This window comes from Streptomyces sp. CNT372, assembly GCF_000377145.1.
Genome location: NZ_KB897792.1, coordinates 23872 through 40185, shown reverse-complemented (window position 1 = coordinate 40185; position 16314 = coordinate 23872). Strand labels below are relative to the sequence as shown.

At 73.1% G+C, this 16314-nt stretch carries 19 protein-coding genes; 10 read left to right on the top strand and 9 right to left on the bottom strand.

Annotated features, from left to right (window positions below; all coding sequences use genetic code 11):
* Window positions 1-10: 10 nt before the first annotated feature.
* Window positions 11-721 (bottom strand): response regulator transcription factor, encoded by a 711-nt coding sequence (locus tag C593_RS0126515; RefSeq protein WP_018850356.1) that lies wholly within the window; start codon window positions 719-721, stop codon window positions 11-13.
* A gap of 314 nt (window positions 722-1035) precedes the next feature.
* Between C593_RS0126515 and C593_RS0126510 the strand changes: the two genes are divergently transcribed.
* The 8 genes from C593_RS0126510 to C593_RS30570 all read left to right on the top strand — a co-directional run bounded on the left by C593_RS0126510 (window position 1036) and on the right by C593_RS30570 (window position 7700).
* Entirely contained in the window at window positions 1036-1821 is a 786-nt protein-coding gene (locus C593_RS0126510) for an amino acid ABC transporter ATP-binding protein (RefSeq protein ID WP_026278100.1), read from the top strand.
* 55 nt (window positions 1822-1876) lie between these two features.
* Window positions 1877-2713: a glutamate ABC transporter substrate-binding protein gene (locus C593_RS0126505; protein ID WP_018850354.1), complete on the top strand. Its 837-nt coding sequence runs from the start codon at window positions 1877-1879 to the stop codon at window positions 2711-2713.
* A 74-nt stretch (window positions 2714-2787) separates the two neighbouring features.
* A complete protein-coding gene (locus C593_RS0126500; RefSeq protein ID WP_018850353.1) occupies window positions 2788-3456 on the top strand; it encodes an amino acid ABC transporter permease in 669 nt (222 codons plus the stop codon).
* On the top strand, window positions 3453-4358 hold the full coding sequence (locus C593_RS0126495) for an amino acid ABC transporter permease (RefSeq protein ID WP_018850352.1): 906 nt from the start codon (window positions 3453-3455) through the stop codon (window positions 4356-4358). Before C593_RS0126500 ends, C593_RS0126495 begins: the two co-directional genes overlap by 4 nt.
* Before the next feature lie 288 nt (window positions 4359-4646).
* On the top strand, window positions 4647-6443 hold the full coding sequence (locus C593_RS0126490) for an FAD-dependent monooxygenase (protein ID WP_018850351.1): 1797 nt from the start codon (window positions 4647-4649) through the stop codon (window positions 6441-6443).
* Window positions 6444-6475: 32 nt separating this feature from the next.
* A complete protein-coding gene (locus C593_RS33985; RefSeq protein ID WP_324604065.1) occupies window positions 6476-6562 on the top strand; it encodes a putative leader peptide in 87 nt (28 codons plus the stop codon).
* A 67-nt stretch (window positions 6563-6629) separates the two neighbouring features.
* Window positions 6630-7205: a cysteine dioxygenase gene (locus tag C593_RS0126485; RefSeq protein WP_018850350.1), complete on the top strand. Its 576-nt coding sequence runs from the start codon at window positions 6630-6632 to the stop codon at window positions 7203-7205.
* Between the two features lie 66 nt (window positions 7206-7271).
* Window positions 7272-7700 (top strand): rhodanese-like domain-containing protein, encoded by a 429-nt coding sequence (locus C593_RS30570; protein ID WP_051093809.1) that lies wholly within the window; start codon window positions 7272-7274, stop codon window positions 7698-7700.
* Between the two features lie 6 nt (window positions 7701-7706).
* On the opposite strand, the gene recX is transcribed toward C593_RS30570, so the two are convergent.
* The 3 genes from recX to C593_RS0126465 form a co-directional block, all read right to left on the bottom strand.
* A complete protein-coding gene (gene recX, locus C593_RS0126475) occupies window positions 7707-8276 on the bottom strand; it encodes a recombination regulator RecX (protein ID WP_018850348.1) in 570 nt (189 codons plus the stop codon).
* A gap of 3 nt (window positions 8277-8279) precedes the next feature.
* Entirely contained in the window at window positions 8280-9407 is a 1128-nt protein-coding gene (gene recA / locus C593_RS0126470; RefSeq protein ID WP_018850347.1) for a recombinase RecA, read from the bottom strand.
* 240 nt (window positions 9408-9647) lie between these two features.
* Window positions 9648-10007 carry a metalloregulator ArsR/SmtB family transcription factor gene (locus C593_RS0126465; protein ID WP_018850346.1) on the bottom strand — a complete coding sequence of 120 codons (360 nt, stop codon included), beginning with the start codon at window positions 10005-10007 and terminating at the stop codon, window positions 9648-9650.
* A 91-nt stretch (window positions 10008-10098) separates the two neighbouring features.
* Between C593_RS0126465 and C593_RS0126460 the strand changes: the two genes are divergently transcribed.
* On the top strand, window positions 10099-11217 hold the full coding sequence (locus C593_RS0126460; RefSeq protein WP_018850345.1) for a cation diffusion facilitator family transporter: 1119 nt from the start codon (window positions 10099-10101) through the stop codon (window positions 11215-11217).
* Between the two features lie 59 nt (window positions 11218-11276).
* Here C593_RS0126460 and C593_RS0126455 read toward each other — a convergent pair whose 3' ends face one another.
* Both C593_RS0126455 and C593_RS0126450 read right to left on the bottom strand, forming a co-directional pair.
* Entirely contained in the window at window positions 11277-12611 is a 1335-nt protein-coding gene (locus C593_RS0126455) for an AI-2E family transporter (RefSeq protein ID WP_106434768.1), read from the bottom strand.
* A gap of 311 nt (window positions 12612-12922) precedes the next feature.
* Complete coding sequence (locus tag C593_RS0126450) at window positions 12923-13117, bottom strand: DUF3046 domain-containing protein (protein WP_018850343.1); 195 nt, start codon at window positions 13115-13117, stop codon at window positions 12923-12925.
* Between the two features lie 79 nt (window positions 13118-13196).
* Here C593_RS0126450 and C593_RS0126445 point away from each other — a divergent pair, with 79 nt between their 5' ends.
* A complete protein-coding gene (locus tag C593_RS0126445) occupies window positions 13197-14126 on the top strand; it encodes a hypothetical protein (protein ID WP_018850342.1) in 930 nt (309 codons plus the stop codon).
* A 60-nt stretch (window positions 14127-14186) separates the two neighbouring features.
* Here C593_RS0126445 and C593_RS0126440 read toward each other — a convergent pair whose 3' ends face one another.
* The 3 genes from C593_RS0126440 to C593_RS0126430 are packed head-to-tail and all read right to left on the bottom strand — an operon-like array spanning window position 14187 to window position 16226.
* Window positions 14187-14495, bottom strand: a complete 309-nt coding sequence (locus C593_RS0126440; RefSeq protein WP_018850341.1) for an AzlD domain-containing protein — start codon at window positions 14493-14495, stop codon at window positions 14187-14189.
* Complete coding sequence (locus C593_RS30565) at window positions 14492-15340, bottom strand: AzlC family ABC transporter permease (protein ID WP_486591191.1); 849 nt, start codon at window positions 15338-15340, stop codon at window positions 14492-14494. Before C593_RS30565 ends, C593_RS0126440 begins: the two co-directional genes overlap by 4 nt.
* Before the next feature lie 10 nt (window positions 15341-15350).
* A complete protein-coding gene (locus C593_RS0126430) occupies window positions 15351-16226 on the bottom strand; it encodes an AraC family transcriptional regulator (RefSeq protein WP_018850339.1) in 876 nt (291 codons plus the stop codon).
* Window positions 16227-16314 lie beyond the last annotated feature (88 nt).

Sequence of the window (16314 nt, the reverse complement as noted above, 5' to 3'; positions counted from 1 at the left end):
ACGCCGGCCCCTACGCCGCCGGGCCGGGGACGACGAGCCGGTAGCCGACGCCGCGGACGGTCTCGATCAGGGCGGGCATGCGCAGCTTGGATCGCAGCGAGGCGACGTGCACCTCCAGCGTCCGCCCCGTCCCCTCCCAGCTGGTGCGCCACACCTCGCTGATGATCTGCTCGCGCCGGAAGACGACGCCGGGGCGCTGGGCGAGCAGGGCCAGCAGGTCGAACTCCTTGCGGGTGAGCGGGACGGCCTCGCCGTCCACACTGACCCGCCGGGTGGCGAGCTCGATGACGACGGAGCCGAGACGCAGGATGTCGCCGGAGGCGTCGGCCGCCGCCTCCTCGACCGCGCCGGTGCGCCGGCTGACCGCGTGGATGCGGGCGAGCAGCTCGCCGGTGTCGTAGGGCTTCACCACGTAGTCGTCGGCCCCGAGGTTGAGGCCGTGGATACGGGAGCGCACGTCGGAACGCGCCGTCACCATGATCACGGGGGTGGAGGTGAGCTTCCGGAGCTTGCCGCAGACCTGGTAGCCGTCCTGGTCGGGCAGACCGAGGTCGAGCAGGACCACCCCGAAGGCGGGCTTGTCGGGGTGGGCGTCGGGCAGGACGGCGCGCAGCGCCTCCTCCCCGTTGCGGGCGTGGACGACCTGGAAACCGTGCCTGGCGAGGACCGCGGACAGTGCCGCGGCGACGTGGTCGTCGTCCTCGACGAGCAGCAGCCTCATGGCCCCCCTTCCCTTCTCACCTGGTCGAACGGGTCGCGCCCGGCCGCTCGGGTCTCGTCGCCGGTCCTGCGTGCCGAGCCATTGTTGCGGCTTTCCCAACAGGGCATGAACGCCGATGGCACGGCCCCCAGTCAAGGGCCGACCGCACCACCGGGGATTCCGTTATCCACCCGGTACGCTGATCATCACCCTGTTCACGCATAGTGTCCGGTTGCAGCCATATCGTTATGCTCAATTTCCGCTCAGATGTGATGACGCTGTTCGCGCAGCGTGATTAGGGTCCTCCCAACCGAGGAGGACGGAGCTAGAGGCCGATGAGCGAAGTGTCAGTGACCAAGGACCCCGAGGGCGCGCAGCCCCCGGCGGACGACCTGGTCGTACTGAGCAAAGTGAACAAGCACTTCGGCGCGCTGCATGTGCTCCAGGACATCGACCTGACCATCGCCCGTGGCGAGGTCGTCGTCGTGATCGGTCCCTCCGGATCGGGCAAGTCCACACTGTGCCGCACCATCAACCGCCTGGAGACGACCGACTCCGGCGCGATCACCATCGACGGCAAGCCGCTGCCCGCAGAGGGCAAGGAGCTGGCCCGGCTGCGCGCGGACGTCGGGATGGTCTTCCAGTCGTTCAACCTGTTCGCGCACAAGACGGTGCTGGAGAACGTCACGCTCGGCCAGGTCAAGGTCCGCAAGGCGGACAAGAAGGCCGCCGAGGAGAAGGCGCGGGCCCTGCTGGACCGGGTCGGCGTCGGCGCGCAGGCGGACAAGTTCCCCGCGCAGCTCTCCGGCGGACAGCAGCAGCGTGTGGCGATCGCCCGCGCCCTCGCCATGGACCCCAAGGTCATGCTCTTCGACGAGCCGACCTCGGCCCTGGACCCCGAGATGATCAACGAGGTCCTGGAGGTCATGCAGCAGCTGGCCCGCGACGGGATGACCATGGTGGTCGTCACGCACGAGATGGGCTTCGCCCGGTCGGCCGCGAACCGGGTCGTGTTCATGGCCGACGGCAAGATCGTCGAAGAGGCCGCTCCCGAGGAGTTCTTCAGCAACCCCCGCAGCGACCGGGCCAAGGACTTCCTGTCGAAGATCCTTCACCACTGAGTCCTGGATCGACCTCGATCCACCACTTCGCGTCAACTCTAGGGAAGTCATCATCATGAAGCTTCGTAAGGTCACCGCCGCTTCGGCCGCCGTCCTCGCGATCACGCTCACGGCCACGGCCTGCGGCTCCGGCGACAAGGAGAGCGGCAGCGGTTCCGGCGGTGGCGACAAGATCACCATCGGCATCAAGATCGACCAGCCGGGTCTCGGCCTGAAGACCCCGGACGGCTCGTACTCCGGCTTCGACGTGGACGTCGCCAAGTACGTCGCCAAGGAGCTCGGTTACGACGAGAAGGACATCACCTTCAAGGAGACGAAGAGCGCCGACCGCGAGACCGCGCTCTCCCGCGGTGACGTCGACTTCATCGCCGCCACGTACTCGATCACCGACGAGCGCAAGGAGAAGGTCGACTTCGCCGGCCCGTACCTGCTCGCCCACCAGGACCTGCTGATCCGCGCGGACGACAACGTCAAGAGCGGTGAGGACCTCAACGGCAAGAAGCTCTGCTCGGTGACCGGTTCCACCTCCGCGCAGAACGTCAAGAAGGACTTCGCCCCGAAGGCCAACCTGCAGCAGGTCGGTGGCTACTCCGAGTGCCTCGCGGCCCTGCAGAGCGGCGCGGTCGACGCCCTGACCACGGACGACTCGATCCTCGCCGGCTACGCCGCGCAGGAGCAGTACAAGGGCAAGTTCAAGCTCGCCGGCCTCGAGCTGAGCAACGAGAACTACGGCATCGGCGTCAAGAAGGGGTCGGAGCTGACCGCCAAGATCAACACCGCTCTGGAGAAGATGGTCAAGGACGGCGCCTGGGACAAGGCCGTCGAGGCCAACTTCGGCCCGGCCAACTACCAGAACGAGCCCGCCCCGAAGATCGGCAACATCGTCCAGTGACGTCCGGCCGCAAGGCGTGCCGCCGGTGACGGCGGCGCGCCCGGCCTTCCCCACACGCGGAAGCACGGGAGATCGTGTTCGACTTTCTTGAAGGCTACGACCTGCTCGGGGCGTTCTGGGTGACGGTGAAGCTCACCGTCTACTCCGGGATCGGCGCCCTCCTCCTGGGGACCGTGCTGGCCGCGATGCGCGTCAGTCCCGTCCCGCTGATGCGCGGGTTCGCCACCGTCTACGTCAACGTGGTCCGGAACATCCCGTTGACCGTCATCATCGTCTTCTGCTCGCTCGGGCTCTCGAACATCTTCGGGGTGACCCTGGGCGCGGCGGACGACTTCGACGAGCTGGCGTTCCGGCTGGCCGTCCTCGGCCTCGCCGCCTACACCGCGGTCTTCGTCTGCGAGGCGGTGCGCTCGGGCATCAACACCGTGCCGGTGGGCCAGGCGGAGGCGGCGCGCGCGATCGGGCTGAGCTTCACGCAGGTCCTGAGGCACATCGTCCTCCCGCAGGCCTTCCGCTCCGTGATCGGCCCGCTGACCAACGTGCTGATCGCACTGACCAAGAACACCACGGTCGCGTCGGCCATCGGCGTGGCCGAGGCGGCTCTCCTGATGAAGGAGATGATCGAGAACGAGGCTCAGCTCCTGCTGATCTCGGCGGTCTTCGCCCTCGGGTTCGTGATCCTGACCCTGCCCACCGGGCTCCTGCTCGGCTGGGTCGGCAAGCGCATGGCGGTGAAGCGATGACCTCCGTTCTCTACGACGCCCCCGGCCCCCGGGCCAAGCGGCGCAACATCGTCTACACGGCCGCCTTCGTCGTCCTGCTTGCGCTCGGCGCCTGGTGGGTCTTCGCCACCATGAACGACAAGGGCCAGCTCGAATGGTCCCTGTGGGAGCCGTTCATCCAGGCCCAGGCGTGGACGACCTATCTGCTGCCCGGTCTCGGCAACACCCTCAAGGCGGCCGCGCTGTCGCTGGTGATCGCCCTGCCCCTGGGTGCGGTCCTCGGCATCGCCCGGATGTCCGACCACCGCTGGGTCCGCGGTCCGGCCGGTGTGATCGTGGAGTTCTTCCGCGCCATCCCGGTCCTGCTGCTGATGCTGTTCGCCAACGAGTTCTACTCGGCCTACATCGGAGTCAGCACGGACGTCCGCCCGCTGTACGCGGTGGTCACCGGTCTGGTGCTCTACAACGCCTCGGTCATCGCCGAGATCGTGCGGGCCGGCATCCTCTCGCTGCCGAAGGGGCAGACGGAGGCCGCCAAGGCGATCGGGCTGCGCAAGGGCCAGACGATGACCACGATCCTGCTGCCGCAGGCCGTGACCGCGATGCTGCCGGCCCTGGTCAGCCAGCTCGTGGTGATCGTCAAGGACACCACGCTCGGTGGCGCGCTGCTCGCCTTCCCCGAGCTGCTGAACGCCCGGGCGACGCTGGCGGCCAACTACGCCAACGTGATCCCGAGCTTCATCGTCGTCGCGATCATCTTCATCGTCCTCAACATGCTGCTCACGAGCTTCGCCTCCTGGCTGGAGCGCAAGCTGCGGCGCGCCAAGCGCAGCAGCGGCGCGGTGCTCGCGGCGGACGCCGCTGGCGGCGAGGAGCCGATCGGCGAGCCCGGCGTGAAGACGGACGACGGACGCGCCGTCTGACGCATCGTCCGACGCACTGCCGCCGAGGGGTGGTGGCCACTCCCAGAACTCGAGGAGTGGCCGCCGCCCCTCGGCGTGTCCCGCCCGGGTTCCCGCCGCGCACCGGTGTCGCTTGACGCGGGCACTCTCAGTGAGTTGCATACGTTCTGTGATCGCGCACCGGGCCCTTTCCGCACCTCCCAGCCCGCCCCTGGAACCACCGGCCTCCCTCCCGCCCCGCCTTGCGGCCCTTGTCACGGCGCTCCCGGCCCCTGTCGCGGTCCGTATCCGGATCCAGGGAGGCACCCCGTGGACCCGGTGATCGTGGTCGGGGCCGGCCCGGTCGGGCTCGCCCTCTCCCTGGCGCTCGCGGGGCACGGGGTCCCGAGCGTGGTCCTGGACGAGGGCGGCGGCAAGGAGGAGGCCCGCCCCGCGCGGAGCGTCGTCCTCCGCCCGGACACGGCCGCCCTGGCCGCCCGTCTCGGCTGCGACACCCTGCACGACGAAGGGCTGCGCTGGACGGGCTGGCGGTCGATGCACCGCCGCCAGGAGATCCGCCGGATCGCCCTGGGCGAGGAGGGCGCCCCCGAGGCCCCGCTCCATGTGCCGCAGCACGCACTGGCCCAGGGGCTGCGGGACGCGGTCGCCGGGGAACGACTGGTCAGGCTCGCGACGGAGAGCCGGCTCGACTCCCTGGAGCAGGACCGCACCGGTGTCACCGTGCACACCCGGGGCCCGTCCGGGACGTGGTGGCGGGGCAGTTGGGTGGTCGGCTGCGACGGCGCCCGCTCCACGGTGCGCAAGCTCCTCGGCATCCGCTTCCCGGGGCGGACGGCGGTCGAGCGGCACGCGGTCGCCGCGCTGCGCGCCGAACTGCCCTGGCCCGGCGAGGCGTTGCTGCACCGCAGGCCCTCGTTCGCGGCGGGAGCCGACGAGGTCACGGCGCGGCCGCTGGCGGACGGGGTCTGGCGGCTGGACTGGCTGCTGCCGCCGCGCGGGGACCTGGTCACGCCCGAGTCCCTGGTGGCCCGGGTGCGGGACACCCTGGGCGGCTGGTGCGGCGAGACCCCGCCCTACGAACTCCTGGACACCGGCGTCTACACCCTGCACCACCGCCTCGCCCGCCGGTGGCGCGTGGAGCGGGCCTTCCTCGCGGGCGACGCGGCCCACCTGCTGGGAGCCCTCGGCACCCAGGGCGTCGACGAAGGGCTGCGGGACGCGGACAACCTGGCCTGGAAGCTGGCCCTCGCCTGGCACGGCGCCGCCTCGGCCACTCTCCTCGACAGCTACCAGGACGAGCGGCGCACCGCGATCGCCGCCCGGCTCCGGGCCGCCGACCAGTCCCTGCCGATACTGCGCAGCGGCGGCGGTCTGCGGACGTATCTGCCCGGGGCCGCGCGCGGCCACGGCGCGATGCTCACCGACGGGCACCTGGGGCAGGGCCCGCTCGGCGCGCCCCCCGCGTATCCGCACTCCGCGCTCACGCCGGAGCCGGTCTCGGCGCAGGCGGCCGCGGCCACGCCCGTGGGCGCACCGGTCGAGGACGTGCCGGTGACCTCTCCCGACGGCACAGGCGGGTCGCTGCGCGAACGGCTCGGCCGGGGGCTGCTGGTGGTGCTGGTCGCGCCCGGGACCGGGGTGTGGGAACGGCGGCACTGGGCCGGGGCCGGGGTGATGCCCCGGCTCGCGGCGGCGGTGGGCGGACTGCCCCTGGCGGCCGAACTGGTGGTGGCGGAGAGCTACCCGGGCGCCTCGGCGCACTCGGTGCTGCTGGTCCGGCCGGACGGGCACCTGGCGGCGGCCTTCGCGGGGGTGCGCCCGGCGGAGCTGCACGCCGCCGCCGACCGGGTCCGCGGCGGAGCCCCGTCCGCCGACCGCCCGGGCGGGACGGGCGGGTCGGGCGGTCCGGCCGGCGGCCCCGGCGGGGCGGATCCCAGGGGTCCCGGCGCGAACGGCGGGCCCACGCCGCCCCGGGCCCGCAAAAGCCACCCGGACCCGGACGTGGGACGCGCGTCCGGCAAGGGCACGGCCTCCCGGGGCTCCCGGTCACGTCCGGCGTCCGCCACGCGTCCTGGGCGGGCCGCCCGCACTGCGGACGGCGATTGACCGCCACCGTCCCCCATGGTGTACTCCGGAGCATGACCGACACCTGTGTGCGCCTGTGGCGGAGGGTCCATATGGACCTCGTCCGCTATGCGGGCTGCATGTGTCGTCCGTCCTGCTGACTCGCTCTTCCCCGCGCCACGGCCGCTGCGCCGGCGCGCTCTCCGGCGAACTTCCAGGACGGTTTCCGTGTCCCTCTCCGCTTCCCTGCCCCAGCCTGCCCTCTCCCCCTCCCCGGGCCTGCACTCCTCGGACGCGGCCCCCGGTTCGCCGGGGCCGACGGCCGCCGAACTCCTCGCCTTCGTCCGTCGGGCCGCCGGCGACAAGGAGCTCGTCGCCTCCCTCCCGCGTGACCCCGAGGGCCGCACCTGGATGCGGCTGGAGGGGCCGGGCGGCAGTGAGGCGTGGCTCATCGGCTGGCCGCCCGGGACGGGCACCGGCTGGCACGACCACGACGAGTCGCTGGGCGCCTTCGCCACCGCGGAGGGCGGGTTGACGGAGCACTCGCTCGCCGTGCGACTCCCGTCGAGCGGCTGGCGGACCCTGGAACTGGCCGAGGGCGTCGACCGGACCCGGCACCTGGGGACCGGCGAGGCGCGTGCCTTCGGCAGGCACCATGTGCACGAGGTCCTCAACGAGTCGGCGACTGAGCACGCCGTCTCCGTGCACGCCTACTACCCGCCGCTTCCCCTGATGCGCCGCTTCAGCCGCTCCGGCGCGGTGCTCCGGCTGGAGCAGGTCGAACGCCCGGAGGACTGGCAGTGAGCACCACCGGCGGGACGGGCCCCACCGGCATCGACGAACGGCACCGGGGGCACGGGCCCCACCGGCATCGACGAACTCCTGGACCGGGTCCGCGCGGGACTCGACCGTCTCTCCCCGCAACAGGCCCGTGACGCGGCGAGCGCGGGCGCCCTGCTGGTGGACATCCGCTACCAGGCACTGCGCGAACGCGACGGTCTGGTCCCGGGCGCCGTGGTCGTGGAGCGCAATGAGCTGGAGTGGCGTCTCGACCCGCGCGGCAGCCACCGCCTCCCCGAGGCGACGGGCCACGACCTGCGGGTCGTGGTCGTCTGCAACGAGGGCTACGCCTCCTCGCTGGCCGCCGTCTCCCTCCGGCAGCTCGGCCTGAGCGGTGCGACGGACCTGGTGGGCGGCTTCCAGGCGTGGCGCGCGGCGGGCCTGCCGGTCACACCCTGGACACCGGAGGCCGGTGCCCCGGCCCTCCCGGAAGTCCATCGCGACCTCACTTCTCAGTGAGCCCCCTCAGTAGCCGGTGCCCTCCAGGCCGTCCACGTCCTCCCCCTCCGCTTCCAGGGCCTGGCGGACCACCCGCAGGGACATGCCCTCCGGGTATCCCTTGCGGGCGAGCATGCCGGCCAGCCTCCGGATGCGGCGGTCGCGGTCCAGGCCCCGGGTGCCGCGCAGCTTGCGGGCCACCAGCTCCCGGGCCGTCTCCTCTTCCTGTTCCGCGTCGAGCCTGCCCACCGCCTCGTCGATCAGGTCGCCGTCGACACCCTTGGTGCGCAGCTCCCGGGCGAGTGCCCGGCGGGCCAGGCCGCGTCCGTGGTGGCGGGACTCCACCCAGGCGCCGGCGAACGCGGCGTCGTCGATGAGGCCGACGTCCTCGAAGCGGGAGAGGACCTCCTCGGCGATCTCCGGGGGGATCTCCCGTTTGTGCAGGGCGTCCGCGAGCTGCTTGCGGGTGCGGGGCGTCCCGGTGAGCAGGCGCAGGCAGATCGCCCGCGCCCGCTCAGCCGGGTCCTGCGGCGACGGCGCCTGTTCGGCCCTCGACGAGTCGGCGCCGTCGCCCGGCCATTCGGTTCGCCGGGCCATGGATCAGCTCTTGGCCGCCGCCGTCTTGGCGGACTTCGCCTTGGACGCCGGGGCGGGCACGGACTTGGCGGCTTCCTCGGCGGCGGCCGGGGCGGCGGCCGCGTCCGCGCCGGGCTCGGCGGTCGGCGCCTCCGGGCGGACACCGACGCCCAGCTTCTCCTTGATCTTCTTCTCGATCTCGTTGGCCAGGTCCGGGTTGTCCTTGAGGAAGTTGCGCGCGTTCTCCTTGCCCTGGCCGAGCTGGTCGCCCTCGTACGTGTACCAGGCGCCGGCCTTGCGGACGAAGCCGTGCTCCACACCCATGTCGATCAGGCCGCCCTCGCGGCTGATGCCCTGGCCGTAGAGGATGTCGAACTCCGCCTGCTTGAACGGCGGGGCGACCTTGTTCTTGACGACCTTGCAGCGGGTGCGGTTGCCGACCGCCTCCGTGCCGTCCTTCAGGGTCTCGATACGGCGGATGTCGATGCGCACCGAGGCGTAGAACTTGAGGGCGCGGCCACCGGTCGTGGTCTCCGGCGAGCCGAACATCACACCGATCTTCTCGCGGAGCTGGTTGATGAAGATCGCCGTGGTCTTGGACTGGTTGAGCGCGCTGGTGATCTTCCGCAGCGCCTGGCTCATCAGCCGGGCCTGGAGACCGACATGGGAGTCGCCCATCTCGCCCTCGATCTCCGCACGCGGCACCAGGGCCGCCACGGAGTCGATGACGATGAGGTCGAGCGCCCCCGAGCGCACGAGCATGTCCACGATCTCGAGGGCCTGCTCGCCGTTGTCCGGCTGGGACAGGATCAGGTTGTCGATGTCGACGCCGAGCTTCTTCGCGTACTCGGGGTCGAGGGCGTGCTCGGCGTCCACGAAGGCCACCTGGCCGCCGGCGCGCTGGGCGTTGGCCACCGCGTGCAGGGTCAGAGTCGTCTTGCCGGAGGACTCGGGGCCGTAGATCTCCACCACACGGCCGCGCGGCAGGCCGCCGACGCCGAGGGCGACGTCCAGAGCGGTCGACCCGGTGGGGATGATCTCGATGGGCTCGTTCGGCCGCTCGCCGAGACGCATCACGGCGCCCTTGCCGAACTGCCGTTCAATCTGCGCGAGGGCGGCGTCGAGCGCCTTCTCGCGGTCGGTTCCTGCCATGGGTTCCACCCGATTTGCTTGAGTCGATCGCTTCACGTCAAAGACGCTAACCCCTGCCACTGACAATGGGCCCCGACGTCCTCCGGCCTGTGGAAAACCCATGACTTCCGCCGCGCTTCCCCGGACCGGAATTCCATGAGAATGGATGTTCGATTTTCGTGTCAAGCGCACCACGCGGGGCGCGGCGGACGAGCGGACGCGCGGCCCGAGGGGCGTCCCGGGGGGCGTCCCGAAGGGTGGTCAGTCGTGCGGCGGACGGTCGGTCATCCGGTGGTCCGCGAGGCTCAGGGCCTCCGTCACGACCCGGCGCAGATGGCCGTCCGCCAGGGAGTAGACGACGCGGCGGCCCTCCTTGCGGGTGGCGACCAGACCGCTCAGGCGCAGCCGCGCGAGGTGCTGGCTGACGGCGGGGCGCCGGGCGCCGCACAGCTCGGTCAGGGTCGTCACGTCCGCCTCCGAGCGGGCCAGAGCGTGCAGCAGACGGAGCCGGGTCCGGTCGCCGAGGAGGGCGAGGAGTTCGGCGGCGAGCGCGAACTGCTCCTCGCCGGGATCGCGCGGGTGCGCATCGTGCGCAGATGACAGGTGCGTGCGTGCGCTCATACGCACATGATGTGCGCCGTCGTGGGGAAGTGTCCATGAGGTGCGGGGCAGGGTCCGCCCCGCACGCCGACCGCTCCCGTGAGGAGGACCGATGGCCCCCGACCGCCCCGCCCACGCCCACGAGCACGGTGACGGGCACGACCACGGGCACGGCCACCCCGGGCATCACGCCCACGGGCACGGCCCCCATGACGGCCGCGGACACCGCCACGGCGGGCCGCTGTCCCGCGTCCGCCACCGGCTCGGGCATCTGCTCACCCCGCACGCGCACGACGCCTCGGAGAAGGTCGACCGGGCGATGGAGTCCTCGGCCAGGGGGATGCGGGCGCTGTGGGTGTCCCTGGTCGTGCTCGGGTGTACCGCCCTGGTGCAGGCGGTGGTCGTCGTCCTCTCCGGGTCGGTCGCCCTGCTCGGGGACACCGTGCACAACGCCTCGGACGCGCTCACCGCCGTGCCGCTGGGCATCGCCTTCGTCCTCGGCCGGCGCGCCGCCACCCGCCGCTTCACCTACGGCTACGGGCGGGCGGAGGACCTGGCGGGGCTCGTGGTCGTGGCCACCATCGCCGCCTCCGCGCTCTTCGCCGGGTGGACGGCCGTCGACCGCCTGCTCGATCCCCGGCCGATGCAGCACGCGGGGGTGGTGGCCGCCGCGGCCGTCATCGGCTTCGCCGGCAACGAGTGGGTCGCCCGCTACCGGATGCGCGTCGGACGGGAGATCGGCTCGGCCGCGCTGGTGGCCGACGGACTGCACGCCCGTACCGACGGCTTCACCTCCCTCGCCGTACTGCTGAGCGCCGGCGGCGCGGCCCTGGGCCTGCCGCTCGCGGACCCGGTCGTGGGCCTGCTGATCACCGCCGCGATCCTGCTGGTCCTGCGGGACGCGGCCCGGGAGGTGTTCCGCAGGGTGCTGGACGCCGTCGACCCCGAACTCGTCGACACCGCGCACGCCGCCGTGCTCGCGGTCCCCGGCGTGCGGGGCGTGGGCGAGCTGCGGCTGCGGTGGATCGGGCACCGGCTGCGCGCCGAGGTGGGCATCGTCGTCGACGGCCGGATCAGCGTCGCCGAGGGCCACCATGTCGCCGTCGAAGTGGAGCACGCGCTGCTGCACGCCCTGCCGAAGCTGTCCGCGGCGCACATCCACACCGACGCGGCTCCTGAGACGGGGCGGCCGGACCCCCACCACCTCCTCGCCCACCACACCGCCGGCTGACCTCCCCCGCCCACGCGGCGGACCGTTTCCGCCGGTGTCGGGGCCGGGCCGCCGCCCGCTCAGTCGCCGCGCGGTCCGCGTGGTCCGCCCGCTCCCCCGTCGCCGTCGCCGTCGGCCGCCGAGGAGCCGTCCGCCCCCGCGTCGCCCGCCCCGGCGCCGCCCGCCCCAGAGCCGCCCGTTCCGAAGCCGCCCGTTCCGAAGCCGCCCGCTCCGAAGCCGCCCGTTCCGGCGGCGCCGTCGCCGCGCCCCCGGTCCGCGTCGGCGGGCGAGGCCGCGTGGGTGCCGTCCCGGCGGGCCTCCAGGGCGCGCCGGACCCGGGCCATCGCCCGGCGGCCGTGCCGGCGGTGTCCGTGCACCCGGGGATCGTCCGTCACGTCGTACCGCTTCACATACGCGCCGAGGAACGCCTGCAGCGTGGCCACCGCCGGAATCGCGATCAGCGCGCCGACCACGCCGAGCAGCGCCGTGCCGGCCACCACCGATCCGAAGGCCACCGCCGGGTGGATGTGGACCGTCCTGGCGGTGAGCTTCGGCTGGAGCACATAGTTCTCGAACTGCTGGTAGACCACGACGAATCCGAGGACCCACAGCGCGTACCAGGGGTTCTCCGCGAAGGCGATCAGCAAGGGCAGCGCACCGGCGAGATAGGTGCCGATGGTCGGGATGAACTGCGAGACCAGGCCCACCCAGACCGCGAGGGCGGGGGCGTAGGGGACCCCGAGGAACTCGAAGAGGACGAAGTGGGCGCCACCGGAGATCAGCGCCATCAGACCGCGCGAGTAGAGGTAGCCGCCGGTCTTGTCGACCGCGATCTCCCAGGCGCGCAGCACCTCGGTCTGCTTGGCCGGGGGCAGCACCGAGCACAGGGCCCGGCGCAGCCTTGGGCCGTCGGCCGCGAAGTAGAAGGAGAAGAGGAAGATCGTCAGCAGCTGGAACAGTCCGCCCAGCACCTGCGCGGAGACGTCCAGCACCCCGGACGCGCTGTTCTGCACATACCGCCGCAGCCAGTCCGAGCGCAGCAGGCTGTCCTGGACCTCCACCCGGGAGAGTTCCGTGTGGAAGGTGGTGTTCACCCAACTGATCACGGAGTCCAGGTAGTCGGGGAGGTCCTCGACGATGTCGATGATCTGACCGGCCAGCATCGAGCCCAGCAGGACGACGAAGCCCACGCCCGTGACGAGGACGGCGATGAAGACGAGGAAGGTGGCGAGACCCCGGCGCATACCGCGGGCCGCCATGCGTCCGACGGCCGGCTCCACGGCCAGTGCCACGAAGAAGGCGATCAGCACATTGACCAGTAGTCCGATGAGCTGATGGAAGGCCCAACTGCCCAGCTGGAAGCAGGCGTAGAGGGCGAGGGCGAGCACCATCGCCCGGGGCAGCCAGCGCGGCATCCGGCCCGCGCCGGAGTTGCCCGCGCCGCCGTTGCCCGCGGCGTCCGGGGGCGGCCCGGCGGGCGGCGCCGACCCGGCGGAGCCGGCGGCCGTGGCATCGCCGGCCCCGGCGTCGTCGGCGGTACCGGTGGGGGCAGGGGCCGCCCTGCCGGCGTCGTCGTCCTGGCGCGTGCTGTCGGTCCGGTCCACCGGCCAAGTGTCGCGTACGCACGGGCGTTCCGTGCGCACGGCCCGGGAACCGCCCGTCCGCCGCGCGGGACAGCGGGTCCGCCCGGCACGGACTGGCCCGGCCGTTCAACCGCCCCGCGGGCTCAGCGCTTCTCCGCCGGGACCTCCACGGCGGCGCAGACCGCGCGCCAGACGTCCTTGGCCTCCCACCCCGCGTCCAGCGCCTCGTGGACGGTGCGACCGCCCAGCTCGGTCATCACATGATCGCGCGCGAAGGAGTCCGCGTAGGACGCGCCGAAGTGCTCGGCCATCCGCTCCCAGAAAGTCGTCAACCGCATGACGCCAGTATCGCGCTCCTGAGAGTGCAGCCCTGTCCGCCGGCCTTGCCGAAAGCCCTTTCCGCCCTACCGTCGGACCATGGCTGGAACCGGAGCAACCACCGAGACGCCGATCGCGTCCTCACTCGCCCGCGCAGCGCGCTTCATCTGGCTGACCGCCCGCGTCCTCGAACAGCGGCGGTTCGCCCACCACTTCCTCGGCGGTGGCTCCGAGGCCGTCGAGACGGCGCTCGCCGCGTATCTCAACGAGGACGGGGGCTACGGCCACGGCCTCGAACCCGACCTCCGCGGCCCGGTCAGCCAGCCCCTCCACACGGCACACGCCCTGCGGGTCCTGGACTCCGTCGGGCGCTGCGGCGGCCTGCGCGTCGAACGCCTGTGCCGCTATCTGACCGGTGTGTCCACGCGGGACGGGGCGCTGCCCGCCGTGCACCCCTCCCAACGGGGATTTCCGGCCGCGCCGTACCTCCCCGTCGTCGACGATCCGCCGAGTGATCTCCGCACCACCGGACCGGTGGTCGGGCTGCTGCACCGCAACCAGGTCTGGCACGCCTGGCTGTTCCGTGCGACCGACTTCTGCTGGGCGGCCGTCGACGCGCTGCGCGAACCCGGTCCGCACGAGGTCCGGGCGGCGGTCGCGTTCCTGGACGGCGTGCCGGACCGGGCCCGCGCGGAGGCCGCCGCGGACCGCCTCGGCCGCATGGTGCGCGAGCAGGGCCTCGTCCTGCTGGACCCCCGGGACGCGGACACCGTGCACCTCCCGCCGGACCGGCACCACTATCCGCACCAGTACGTGCCCGCGCCGGGCTCGCTGGCCCGCCGCTGGTTCACGGACGAGGAGCTGAGCCGCTCGCTGGACCACCTCTCGGCCCAGCAGGAGGCGGACGGCGGCTGGCCGGCGCCCGGGCGGCAGTGGAGCCCGGCCGCGGCGCTGGAGGCCCGGCCGTCGGCGACGATCGAGGCGCTGCGCACCCTGCGGGCGCACGGCCGGTTCGTCGGCGGGGCCTGACCGGACGGGGACGCCCCAGCGGAGCGGCCGGGCCGAAGCGCCGCGCCGACCCGGCCGCGGTCAGCCGCCCAGCGCCCGGACCCCGGCGGTGACGGCCACCGCCGCGGCCACCACGACCAGGAACGGGGCCCGCAGCACCAGGGCGACCGCGGCGGCCGCGACCCCGGCGGCGCGGGCGTCCAGGACGAGACTCTGACCGGTGCCGAAGGTCTGCTGCGCGGTGAGGGCGGCGAGCAGGGCGACGGGCAGCAGCGCGGCGAGCTTCTGCACCAGCGGGCGTTCCAGCGTGTGCGCGGGGACGAGCAGGCCCACGAGCTTCACCAGGTAGCAGCCGACGACGGTCGCGGCGATGGCGATCCAGATGCTCAACGGTCCTCCTCCTTCGTCTCCTGCATCCCCTGCTTCTGCTGCTTCTGCGTGCGGTGCGTCCCACGCTCCGGCGGGGCGCCGCGCGAGCGTCCCTTGAACCACAGCACCGCCGGCGCGGCCAGGGCGGCCACCAGGACCGGCACCCCCGCGGGCAGGACCGGCAGCAGCCCGAGGCCGAGGAGGACGGCGAGCCCGGCCACGGTGCGTTCCGTCGCCGACCGCAGCATCGGCGCCAGCAGCGCGAGGAAGACCGCGGGCCCGGCCGCGTCCAGCCCCCACGCGTCGGTGTCGCCGATGGCCTCGGCGCCCGCCGCGCCGAGCAGGGTGGTCAGGTTCCAGAGCACGTAGAGGGTCAGTCCGGTGACCGTGAAGCCGAGCCGGGCGCTGCGGCGGGAAGGCTGGGCGAGCGCGACGGCCGTGGTCTCGTCGATGACCCAGTGTGCGGCGAGGGGGCGGACCGGCTTCGGGAGCGCGAGCAACTGCGAGAGGCGCAGACCGTAGAAGGCGTTGCGCACCCCGAGGAAGAAGGCACCGGCCGCGGCGGTGAGCGGGTTGCCGCCCGCGGCGAGGGCGCCGACGAGGGCGAACTGCGAGGCGCCGGTGAACACCAGCAGGCTGAGCGCGCAGGTCTGGAGGAGGGTGAGCCCCGCGCCGGCCGAGGTGACGCCGAAGGCGAAGCCCGAGAGGCCGACGGCCACACCGACGCCGAGCGCGTCCCGCACCACGGCGGGGTCGGGCCGGTCGGCGGGTCCCGGGCCGGGGCGCCCCGGGCCGGCGGGGTCGTGTGCGTCGCGGACCGGTCGTTCGCCGGCTGCCCTGTCGCGGGGTGCTGTTCGTTCTGCCACGCGGGGAACCCTAGGAAGGGCCCCCGCCTGCGGTCTTGTACGTTCTTGCGCGCTCGCGCCGGTATGCCCCCGGGGGCACCCCGACGATACGGCCGAAATGGCGGTTCAGATGCGGCTGGTCACTGAAGCCGACCGCCACGGCGGCGTCCGCCGGTGAGGTCCCCGCGTCGAGCAGGTGCCGTGCGCGCCGCACCCGCGCGTCGGTGAGCCAGGTGTGCGGCGGCAGCCCGTAGGCGGCCTTGAAGGCCCGCAGCAGGGCGAACGGGCTGGTGCCCAGCTCCCGGGCCAGCTCATCCAGGGACGGCGGCCGGGCCATCCGCTCCTCCAGCAGCTGCCGGGCCTGCTCCGCCGTCCGCGCGCCCGAGGCCCGGGGCGCACGCGGGGGCAGCGAGCGCCCGTGGCGGCGCAGCAGCCTGGCGACCGCGATCCGCAGCACGCTGTCGGCGGCGAGCGCGTTGCCCTGCTCGGCGGCCCGGTGCACCTCGTGCACCAGACGGGCGGTGTCCGGGTCCTCCACGATGGTCTCCGCGAAGCCGGGCGTGCCCCGCAGGGTGGTGGTCTCCTCGGCGATGGCGGTGATCAGCGCGGTCGACGGGTAGAGCGTGGAGTACGCCCAGCCCTCGGGGACGCCCGCCTTCGCGGAGTGCGGCACCTCGGGGTTGATCATGACGACGGTGCCGGGCCGGGCGCGGATCGTGCCGTCCGGCATGGCCACGTCCTCGACGCCCTGGCGGACGGCGCCGAGCACGAAGCCCTCGTGGGTGTGCCGGGTGAAGGAGTGGCGGACGTAGCGGGCCCGCAGCAGATCGAGGCCGGGCACTCCCGGGTACGGCCAGTGCCGTGCCCACTCGCCCTTCCGGTCCGTCGCCGCGTCCTTCTCCTCCATAGGCCCATTCTGCGCCCCTCACGGCGGTCGCGGGCGGCCGGTCCGGGGGGTGGGACGGGCCCGGGGCCGCCGCCCCCGGGGGCCGCCG

Coding starts and splice junctions, on each gene's coding strand:
- C593_RS0126515 (WP_018850356.1), bottom strand. CDS start 721: ATGAGGCTGCTGCTCGTCGAGGACGACGACCACGTCGCCGCGGCACTG.
- C593_RS0126510 (WP_026278100.1), top strand. CDS start 1,036: ATGAGCGAAGTGTCAGTGACCAAGGACCCCGAGGGCGCGCAGCCCCCG.
- C593_RS0126505 (WP_018850354.1), top strand. CDS start 1,877: ATGAAGCTTCGTAAGGTCACCGCCGCTTCGGCCGCCGTCCTCGCGATC.
- C593_RS0126495 (WP_018850352.1), top strand. CDS start 3,453: ATGACCTCCGTTCTCTACGACGCCCCCGGCCCCCGGGCCAAGCGGCGC.
- C593_RS33985 (WP_324604065.1), top strand. CDS start 6,476: ATGACCGACACCTGTGTGCGCCTGTGGCGGAGGGTCCATATGGACCTC.
- recX (WP_018850348.1), bottom strand. CDS start 8,276: ATGGCCCGGCGAACCGAATGGCCGGGCGACGGCGCCGACTCGTCGAGG.
- recA (WP_018850347.1), bottom strand. CDS start 9,407: ATGGCAGGAACCGACCGCGAGAAGGCGCTCGACGCCGCCCTCGCGCAG.
- C593_RS0126465 (WP_018850346.1), bottom strand. CDS start 10,007: ATGAGCGCACGCACGCACCTGTCATCTGCGCACGATGCGCACCCGCGC.
- C593_RS0126460 (WP_018850345.1), top strand. CDS start 10,099: ATGGCCCCCGACCGCCCCGCCCACGCCCACGAGCACGGTGACGGGCAC.
- C593_RS0126455 (WP_106434768.1), bottom strand. CDS start 12,611: ATGCCGCGCTGGCTGCCCCGGGCGATGGTGCTCGCCCTCGCCCTCTAC.
- C593_RS0126450 (WP_018850343.1), bottom strand. CDS start 13,117: ATGCGGTTGACGACTTTCTGGGAGCGGATGGCCGAGCACTTCGGCGCG.
- C593_RS0126445 (WP_018850342.1), top strand. CDS start 13,197: ATGGCTGGAACCGGAGCAACCACCGAGACGCCGATCGCGTCCTCACTC.
- C593_RS0126430 (WP_018850339.1), bottom strand. CDS start 16,226: ATGGAGGAGAAGGACGCGGCGACGGACCGGAAGGGCGAGTGGGCACGG.